This window comes from Phycisphaerae bacterium (genome assembly GCA_024102815.1).
Lineage (GTDB): Bacteria > Planctomycetota > Phycisphaerae > UBA1845 > UBA1845 > JAGFJJ01.
Genome location: JAGFJJ010000068.1, coordinates 22,623 through 31,747, shown reverse-complemented (window position 1 = coordinate 31,747; position 9,125 = coordinate 22,623). Strand labels below are relative to the sequence as shown.

The 9,125-nt window shown below is 60.4% G+C and carries 8 protein-coding genes; 6 read left to right on the top strand and 2 right to left on the bottom strand.

Features of this window, described 5'->3' with window-relative positions; all coding sequences use genetic code 11:
* Positions 1 to 58: 58 nt before the first annotated feature.
* Positions 59 to 1,624, bottom strand: coding sequence for a sigma 54-interacting transcriptional regulator (locus J5J06_15805; GenBank protein MCO6438556.1), 1,566 nt, complete (start codon positions 1,622 to 1,624; stop codon positions 59 to 61).
* 523 nt (positions 1,625 to 2,147) lie between these two features.
* Between J5J06_15805 and J5J06_15800 the strand changes: the two genes are divergently transcribed.
* From J5J06_15800 to J5J06_15785, 4 genes are all read left to right on the top strand, one after another.
* Positions 2,148 to 2,525, top strand: a complete 378-nt coding sequence (locus J5J06_15800) for a hypothetical protein (GenBank protein ID MCO6438555.1) — start codon at positions 2,148 to 2,150, stop codon at positions 2,523 to 2,525.
* A 210-nt stretch (positions 2,526 to 2,735) separates the two neighbouring features.
* Positions 2,736 to 3,341, top strand: coding sequence for a plasmid pRiA4b ORF-3 family protein (locus J5J06_15795; protein ID MCO6438554.1), 606 nt, complete (start codon positions 2,736 to 2,738; stop codon positions 3,339 to 3,341).
* Between the two features lie 677 nt (positions 3,342 to 4,018).
* Positions 4,019 to 4,792: a hypothetical protein gene (locus J5J06_15790; protein ID MCO6438553.1), complete on the top strand. Its 774-nt coding sequence runs from the start codon at positions 4,019 to 4,021 to the stop codon at positions 4,790 to 4,792.
* Between the two features lie 167 nt (positions 4,793 to 4,959).
* Entirely contained in the window at positions 4,960 to 5,577 is a 618-nt protein-coding gene (locus J5J06_15785; GenBank protein ID MCO6438552.1) for a hypothetical protein, read from the top strand.
* Between the two features lie 718 nt (positions 5,578 to 6,295).
* On the opposite strand, the gene J5J06_15780 is transcribed toward J5J06_15785, so the two are convergent.
* Positions 6,296 to 7,189 (bottom strand): replication-relaxation family protein, encoded by an 894-nt coding sequence (locus J5J06_15780; protein ID MCO6438551.1) that lies wholly within the window; start codon positions 7,187 to 7,189, stop codon positions 6,296 to 6,298.
* Positions 7,190 to 7,480: 291 nt separating this feature from the next.
* Here J5J06_15780 and J5J06_15775 point away from each other — a divergent pair, with 291 nt between their 5' ends.
* Both J5J06_15775 and J5J06_15770 read left to right on the top strand, forming a co-directional pair.
* The gene (locus J5J06_15775) at positions 7,481 to 8,641 is read left to right on the top strand and encodes a hypothetical protein (GenBank protein ID MCO6438550.1); all 1,161 of its coding nucleotides are present in this window, start codon (positions 7,481 to 7,483) and stop codon (positions 8,639 to 8,641) included.
* A 16-nt stretch (positions 8,642 to 8,657) separates the two neighbouring features.
* Complete coding sequence (locus tag J5J06_15770; GenBank protein MCO6438549.1) at positions 8,658 to 9,125, top strand: hypothetical protein; 468 nt, start codon at positions 8,658 to 8,660, stop codon at positions 9,123 to 9,125.

The following is a 9,125-nucleotide window of genomic DNA, read 5'->3' as shown; positions in this document are numbered from 1 at the left end:
CGCTTTGCATCGCCCGTACTTATGCAGGGGCCGTGCCAGCAAGTGGAGTCGTTCCATTTCACTCTACTCCTAGCCGTTTGAGCTGTGCGTCCAGCGTCTGGTAATTCTTCATTCCAAGCAGCGACGCGGCTTGGGTCTTCTTGCCGCCAGCCTCGCTCATTGCCCGCCGCAGATAGTGCTTGTGCACGAATTCCAGGTGCTTTTCGAGGCTAAACGTGCCTCCAAGGGGCAATTCGAGAATATCCCGGCGGTTCTGTTGAGGAAGGTCCGTGACGGCGGCGGCGAGATCGGCGCGGTCGATTCGCTCGGTCTCGGACATCACAGCTGCCTGAAGAAGGGCGTTGTACAACTGCCGGACGTTACCGGGCCAGTCGTGCTGTTTCACAAATGCTTTTGCACTATCAGAAAGGCATTTGTCCTTGTAGCCCGGTTCGTCCGACATCGCTTGCTGGTTGATCGTCGCCATCAAGTGCTCCGCGAGCAGGGGGACATCGGATCGGCGATCGCGTAAGGCCGGAAGTGAGACGGTGATGACGGCAACCCGATAGAACAGATCCTCGCGGAATCGGTTTTCTAGCACCTCGTTGGCAAGATCGCGATTGGTCGCCGATATCAGCCGAACATCGGCGGCTTTGTCGGCCGTCGCGCCGACCGGTCGAAAAACGCGGTCGCACGGGCCCGATTCCGGTGTGGGCTGGAGAACGCGAAGCAGCTTCGCTTGCATTGCCCCATCGCACTCTCCGATTTCGTCCAAAAACAACGTCCCGCCGTCTGCCTGCTCGAATGCGCCCGGCTTGCTCTTGACCGCTCCGGTGAAGGCACCCTTGGCGTATCCGAACAATTCGGCTTCGAGCAGCTCACGTGGAACCGCCGCGCAGTTGATTGCGATGAACGGGCCGTGTCGCCTGGAGCTCGCAGCGTGAATCGCCCGTGCGAACATTTCCTTCCCGGTTCCGCTTTCTCCGAGCAGTAGTACCGGCACACTGCGTATTGCAGCGCGCTGTGCGCGGCCGACCGCAAGTCGAATAGCCTTGCTGTTGCCCACAATGCTGCCGAAGCCTTCGACTTCTTCCGGACCCTTCGCGGCCAGATGCTGAAAATGGGCATCCGGTTGCCTTAGCAGTTTCGGCACAAGATCGAGGGTGATGTCGAACGGGATCTCCGTGACCCAGGACTTTCCCTTGTGTGTTTGATAGAAGGTTGCGGGGTACTGTGTCTTGCCGAGAAGGACCCAGATCGCCGTCATCGCCGGTGTGCCGGGGCTCAGGTGGATGCACAATTCGTCGTCTTGGTTGACGCCACCCGTTGTCAGCGATGCAAGCGAGTTCGAGGCACTTTCGTAAATGGCCGCGTAATCCGTCGGGTTGCGGAGGGAGACTCTGTGCACTTCACAATTGCGACCAATCCATGCGGCGAACCTCTTGTTCCAGCGAGAATCGTAGTTGCTTAGCAGATGGATCGAGTCAAAACGTTCGGCGCGAACCAGTGACTTGATCGGCCCGTCTGGATCCGTGGGAACGGCTCCGACAATCTCCGACAACGCGTTTCTCTCGCGAGTCGGCAGCTGAGCGGCGAGCGCCCGAAGGTCCGCGTGCCCGACCCACGATACTAAGGTTCGCGTCATGGCATTTCACATCCGCCTTTGTGCAACATACAATAGGAATTGTATCGGCGCGTGGCTCCGCGCCAAGCGCAAACGTGGTCGTCAGGGTCTCGGTTCCCTCCCTGGTCGCGTCCGGGACGGTGCTGGTATCATGTAGAGGGCGGGGAACATCCGACTGTTAGCCCGCATCTTCAAATTGCCTAGTTTGACATGAGCTGCTGCCTGACCGCCTTGAGCAAGCGTCTGCCGGAAGACATCGAGCTTATCGCTCGCCGGCCCTGGCCGTCGCCCAGCGCTCCGGCACTGTCCACTTGGAGGGACTCAGACAACAAATCCGAACGACGCCCATCGAGAGTCAACTCTCTACAATTCGAGATCCTCTGCGGAGACGTTTCGCCGAGTACTACGGAGCAGCAGCTGGTTTCCTGAAACCGCCCGCAACCTCCATCCGCTGATCCCTATGACGGGGCAGACTTCACGAGTAAGGACTGGGACGACGTGCTGACGGACACATAACCGGCATACGACAACAGGGAACCGAAACATGCATTCAAACGACGACTTCATGCCGCAACGCAGGGAGCTTTCAGATCTAATGGCCGATCGCGGTCCCTCCGGCCCGGTCGGTGGGATCGAAAGCCTGATGGTCGAATCCGCGTCGCAAAGCCACCCCTACTTCGGATTGCCGGTGAGCGATCCTTATGCCGGCGACGTGTCACCTTGGCCGCCGTATGATCCATACGAGCCGGAACTACCGGCAGCGGAGCGCTATCAGCGGCTGGCCCCGCCGCCACCTGCCTACGCCCCAGAACCCGAACCGGAGCCGGTCCGGTACGAAGACGGCCGTATGACGCACGAGCTCTTCGATTGGAGCATGCGTAATCTACCGGAACCGCCGACGCCGTTCGACGAATTGATCTGATTCGCCGCCGAATTCGAACCAAGCCGGGTCAATCGGATCGTGAACGGATCCCCGGCGTTTCGCGTGAGTTCGTCGGTCCGCCTTCAAGCGAGAAGCGCGCGGACCGCTGACGCTCCGTGCCCTTGACGTCGGCGCTGTCGCGGGGGCTAATGGCGTGTGCAAGCGGCGGCGAGGCCGCGGGTCAAGGATCCATCTAATCGGAGCCATGGAATGGCCACGAAGCGAACCCGCTCCAAACAGACGGTTCGAACCGGAGGCACTGTCCACCAGCTGAAAATTACCCTGCTTGAGGTCGATCCCCCGATCTGGCGTCGGGTGCTAGCCCCGTCGGAGATCACCCTGGGCGAATTGAACTTCATCCTGCAGGCGGCCATGGGTTGGACGAACAGCCACCTCCATCAGTTCACGATCGACGGTGTGGAGTACTCCGATCCGCGGTTCGAGATGGACGACGCGGATGACGAGTTTGCCGTGACACTTGCGGAGGTCGCTCCGGCGGAACGCCTGCGATTCAATCTGCTTTACGACTTCGGCGACGGCTGGGACCACGAGGTCGTCGTCGAGAAGATCCTGCCCCGCGAAGCCGACCAGCGGCTCCCGTGCTGTCTCGCCGGAGAGCGAGCCCGCCCGCCCGAGGATTGTGGCGGCCCCTGGGGTTACCAGGACTTTCTGGAGGCGATCGGCGACCCGAAGCACGAGGAGCACGACGCCATGCTCGAGTGGGTGGGCGGGGCCTTCGACCCGGAAGCCTTCGACCTGGCCGCACTGAACAAGCGCCTGCCCGAGGAAATCAAGCTGATGGCCAGCTGGCGGTAGCATTCGAACTGAGTCGGGACGGCCGGATTAGGAGCGGGGAGCCTGTTCCCAACGCGGATGCAAGTCCAAATCCCGCGATCCGACTGCCCCTAGACCGGGTAGGGCTTTGCGTGCACCAATAGCGGCCCAGCCGCGACAGAAGTCGCCACCACGGAGGCGGGCCGCCGGCGCCGCTACGGCACAGAAGCCCTTCAAGGTTGAGGTGCGCCGAGGTTCCGATACGCTATCCTTTGTGACGTCGCGGCAGGGTCTTTCGGGACGATTCACAACGATCCGAGCGTGCTTCGACGGCAGCAAGGATATCCACGCCGAGCCGGCGCGTACGAGGCCCCCGTCGGTTTGGTGGACGTTAGTGGATCGGAGCTATTGGCTTGACCGGTCGGCGAGCCATGGTAGCTGGCATGAGCCCGCGGGATTGTGCTGATCATCGCGGGTTGTGCTCGATCCGGGGGACGATGTAGGTGAGTGTATTCGCGGAATTCGCTGAGCTCTGTGCACGCTCCCTATGGGCGTGCCAGTATGACGGTCACCTCGAACACCATCTCCACGACTGGGTGACGGCCGCTGGCGAGGCGAATAGATCGGCGGCGCGACGGATGACCCGGGCCCTCGGTTTTCGGCTGCTGGTGGAGCTGCGGAGGATGTTGTGGGATCCCGAGAACGATCGCACCACCGTAGTGGAACTGATGCAGAAGCTGGTCGATGGCGCAATCCGTGAAGGGCTGACCGGGAGGGTGGGACATCAGATAGTACCCGCTGACTGCCCATGGTGCTCTGGCCCCAACAGGGGCCCCGACCTTTCAGACCTTCGAACCGACGAGCGGAAACGATTCGGCGGTGGAGAGTTGGCACGAGAGGCCTTGATCCAAATGGTCGACATCACGGCAATCGCAACTCACCAAACGAATGAGTACGTCGGTGTTCTGCGCCTTTCCTGGAGCGAGAAACAAATAGAGCACCGCGTAGAAGAAGTTCTCGCACACCCACACTTTGAGGCCGGCTGCTATTCGAAGGCGACAGGCAAATCCCTGGAGCGTTGGCCTCGCCTCCTGAAAGAACGGAACCCTGACGTGGATCATATCACTTTGGGCAGTATTCGCCGTCTTGTAGCGCATCCAATTAAGAGGCCGGAGAGTCCCATGACGTATTTCGGGAGGTTCGGTTCGATCGTGAGAGACTGTCTTCAGGCCATGAAGAAGGAGACCACGGGAAAGAGCCACCTCGTTCAAGAGGCTGAAACACCCGTGAAACGCAACGCCCCGATGGCAAACCTCATTGAGTCGGTACTGGAGGAGTATCCGGTTCGCCACCGTAGAATCCTCTCCAGCTACGTGTCGCTACGCAAGAACCGCATCAAGAAGAAAGAGGCAGTGAGTAACGTCGCACGCGACCACTGCACAACGCAGAGCCTCGTCTGGGACTTGGTCAGAGGTTTTCATGATCGCCTGTGAGGCGAGTGACTACAATGCCCCATGAAGATATTACAATCGATGATGTAAGACGCTTCGTCAGACTGATGACTGGTGATTCGGAGCATGAAAGTGCGCGGTGGATATCGGATCACACCGCGAGGATACGCTACTGTACGGAATGCGCCACACGTGCTCGTGAGACTTATATGTTTCTGCTGCCGGAGCAGTTCGAAAACGACGACCCCACTTTGGTCACGGATGACTGCCTCAATGTTGACGACATCGTGGAACTGGAAGAGGGATCGGCCCATGCGGAGCACCTGCGCCACTGCGCGGCTTGCCAGCTGAGATACTACGAAGCGTTAGCGCTCTCAGCGATCGGCGCGGAGGAGTTCAATGCGAACTCGACGGATGGTTTTGAGCCCGCGATAGTCTACTCGCTCAAACGATCGTCAGCCGCGGCGAAGATGGCCACTCCGATCCTGGCGGCCGGATACCGTATTGCTGCCAGCTTCGGCGCGCTGATTCTCGGATCAGACCTCATCAGTGGTCTGCTGGGCCCGGGGGAGGACGAACCCGTCGCAGAGGCTGTCGTACGAGAGGGTCACGCGCTGAAGGACGTTCGGATTGAACTGGACGCCGAGGGGCAGACACTGGTTGTCGCGGCGCTACCCGCAACATACCCGGTGCACCGGCTTCGTCTGCGCACTGAAGATGAACTGTTAGAGCCGGCAGCATCGTCGCCTTCGGAGGCGCGATTCGACTTGAGCGGCGCCTGGGACGACGGCGACCACAACTTCGAGCTGGTCCTTGTTGAGCCTTAATCAGGCGCTGGCCGTCCGGTTACGATAGACCGCCAAGGCCGAGCGGGGGATGGAGCTTGGGCACGCTGAGCCGGAACATATCGAAAGGCGGCACGGGCTTCGAGAAGATCAGGCCGGACCGTGGCCCTGATGGATCGATCCCAAGTGGCGCGGGCTCCAGGCGAGAATATGTCTCGCGGCCACCCGGCTTCCGGTTTGCTTCCAGGTCGAGTCTTGGCACGGACGAGCCATGGCGGAGTGTGATCGTGCCGGGCACCGCTGCTTCCTTACTCCGAGGGTCGCGGAGTCCACGTCCAGGTGTTGACGCTGGGCCGCCGCCACATGTGCCCCCGTCGCCTGAATCGTAGCTCGCGGAGGATACGAATCGCATCCCTTTCTTGAACCCGTCCGCGCTACCTGCGTCATAGCCGGTCTGGAACCCAGTCCAGTAGTCGATGTGCGTCATCGTCATGCTCCTTGATGATGTTCAAATCGTTTCGATCACTGTCTGCGCGGAACTCTTGCGGCCCGGCCTCGGCTGGCGAAGCCCCACAGAGCGCGATCCGCAATTCCGTGCGCGGCAAAGGTCCACGTCGGGCGCCACGCACTCTGTTATTCGCAATGCTCCATGGGTACGGCGCCGCAATTCTGTTAATCTTCTGCCAGGATGTGCCGAGGCGTGAACGGTCGCCCGAGTGGCGGTGACTCGCGGTTCGCGGGTGGGGAGCCGCCGCGTGCTTCAGGGCGGCGCCGGCGCCCGTGAGCCGAGAATGGACTCGAGCGAGGCGTTGAGTCGACCTCCGCGCGCCCAGATCCGGCTGCAGACTCCAGCTTGGGCTAACCGGTCCTGGTCTGTCAGCCAGACGAAATCCGACGGCCGCATGTCCCGCACCAGGCGACAAACCGCCGCGAGTCGATCGGCCGTGTGCGTCACGAATAGAAGACGAAAACCGCGCAAGTCGCAACTCCACGTCTCCTCGTATCGTTTATATCGCTCGCTGCGGAAGTACTCGCGATAGTTGAGGATCTTCTGTCGTAGGTCGCGCCGACTGCGTTTGGGGCTTGCGAGGGTCTCGGTCCCCATGTCGACCTCCAGGAAGAACAGGACGGTTCGTCGCCGCTGATCGTCTGAGATGGAGAAAACACCGTCAGGAGTGAACCAGAACCTCTTGTCCGTACAGCCGCTCACGGACACGTGGTCGGAGATGGACGGATAACCGTCGGAGCGCAACGCAAGGAACGGGGACGTCGGCGACAGAAACCGCACGCTGAGCCCCGGGACCACTTGGCCGACGCGGGCGAGCTCGATGCGGAACGAATTGACCAGCAACTGATGGTCCAGGCATCGAATCGCCGCGGACATGACCCGATCATTCGAAACGCCGGGCCCGATTGCGCCCTTCGAACGCAACACGCCGATACCTTGCTCCGACAGCGAAATCAGTTTCTCCGGCCGGCCGCGCCCGCGACCGTATCCTCGTGAGGACGCAAGGACCAGGCCTTCGTTTCCCAGATCGGCGAGACGCCGCTGGACGACCCTGGTGTTCCTCGACATCAACCGTGCAATCTGTCTGACGGTCAGCACGCGGTATTCGGCGATGGCGGCGAGCAGTTCCCGGTCGGTGCGAGTCAAACGTGCTGCCATCCTTTGGTGTCCCGTACCGTTGCGTGCCTCACTGATCCGTACGCCCTTCCACCCACTCAGCGGTGGCCGAGGCCGTTTCGTTTCACGACCCGTCACGTCCTGCCTGGGGCCAAGCTCACCGGCGCGCGGCAATTCCACCGATTTTTTTGGCGCAAACCCCGGCGTCAATTGCGATTGGTGGGGTGACAGGGAGGCTCAGGGCCAGGACAGCGTCGTCCGCTACGAAAGCGCGGTCCGGGTCGCCGATCCGATCCAGGGTCGCCACGAAAGGGGCAAGGTATGCCACGACCTCGCAAGAAACGCGCGAAACAGACCGAGCACGATCGATACTTCACCACTTGGCAGTCGGTGCTTCAGTGCATTGCAGCCACATCCGCGGCCTGGACAGATCTTGAGACTGGGGGGTATCTCTATGGGTTATGGACACATGCCGGGCGAGCCGTGGTGCTGTTTGCCTCGAGTCCAGGACCGAACGCTGTTCACGAGGCAACGCACTTCGCTCAAGATGTCGACCACTTCAAAAGAGTCACCCGGTTCCTCCAGGAGACATACGGGATCCAGCTCGTCGGTCGCTGGCACAGCCATTACTCACTAGGATTGGATCATCTTAGCTCCGGCGACGAGCGGACGATACAATCGCTGAGCCAACGAAACGACCTTTCGCGCTTGGTCGAGATCATCGTCACGCACGAACGCGGCGCCCCAAGAGTGGACCGCTCCGCCGGCTTGATCTCGACGTGCATGCAGCGCGCGTTCAACGGCGCGCAGTTGCTCGCATCGAGAGCACGTCCTCGCCCTGATCAAGAAAACACCATCGTAAGGATCAACTCCTTTCATCACACCGATCCCCAGGCAGCCGAGTACGAGCGATGTCCGATCAAGACGATCCCAGGAATCAGTCCCGTCGGGCTGACGATGAGCCTCAATGACCTACTTAACGGTGCGGGCCCAGGCGTGGAGAATCGCGCGTTCCCCATGAACCGCCTACTGTTCGATCCCCACGTCGAGAGGGACGAACCAACTACGGATATTCCTGAGCATATCGCCCAGCAGGTTGCCGCGCTGCCCGAGTCAATCCTCGAGGATCTGAGTTTGCACATAGAGGGCGAAGTCATCATCCTCAGCTTGTCTCTATCTTCTTGGCGAATCCTCATCGCCTACGACGCGACACCGCCCCACGAAGTCCGCTCAGTCGGTCTCACAACGCCGGAGCAGTGTGACGTCCGCGACATTTCGTGCGCTGTCCTTCCCGATGGACCACAAACGGTCATCAGCACGATCTACGCTCGGGCCGAGTCCCTTGTCCATCACGGCAAAACCAAGTGTACGACAGATCTGCCCAAGCAGGACGGTCGCGACGAGGCTTCCCGAGCAACCGGCGGACGTGACGGGCAACCGGGTCGAGGACGCATGCTCGAGTGGTTTGGAAGGTACCTGTAAACGAAGGAACACACGCATGTGGTCACCAGATGAACGCTACCGCTTGGCGTTAGAGAAAAAGCAGCTCCAGCGTACGATGCCTCAGTTTGAGTTCTTCAACCCAGCCCGCGACACGTATGTTGAAGGACCCGTTACGCCAACGGCGGGATCTGAGGTGTACCGCCTGAGGTTGCTGCTCACTCCCAACTATCCGCATGAGAAGCCCTTTCTCATCGTGGCGAGTCCGCAAGTTCTCTGGAAGCATGGAAACCTCTCCACGATCAACTCGCTTGGTGCATCCCACGAGTTTCACACGGCTAGCAAACACCCCAGTGGTTGTGTGGCGATCTGCTTTATGAGCGGTTGGGATGCACGCATGACCATGATTGCGATCTTTATGCGTGGAATGCTCTGGATTGAAGCGTATGCGGCGCACTTGCGTACGGGTGAGAGCATTGCGAAGTTCATAGATAAACAAAAGGAGAGAATCCAAAATGCAAACTGA

Coding starts and splice junctions, on each gene's coding strand:
- J5J06_15805 (MCO6438556.1), bottom strand. CDS start 1,624: ATGACGCGAACCTTAGTATCGTGGGTCGGGCACGCGGACCTTCGGGCG.
- J5J06_15800 (MCO6438555.1), top strand. CDS start 2,148: ATGCATTCAAACGACGACTTCATGCCGCAACGCAGGGAGCTTTCAGAT.
- J5J06_15795 (MCO6438554.1), top strand. CDS start 2,736: ATGGCCACGAAGCGAACCCGCTCCAAACAGACGGTTCGAACCGGAGGC.
- J5J06_15785 (MCO6438552.1), top strand. CDS start 4,960: ATGTTTCTGCTGCCGGAGCAGTTCGAAAACGACGACCCCACTTTGGTC.
- J5J06_15775 (MCO6438550.1), top strand. CDS start 7,481: ATGCCACGACCTCGCAAGAAACGCGCGAAACAGACCGAGCACGATCGA.
- J5J06_15770 (MCO6438549.1), top strand. CDS start 8,658: ATGTGGTCACCAGATGAACGCTACCGCTTGGCGTTAGAGAAAAAGCAG.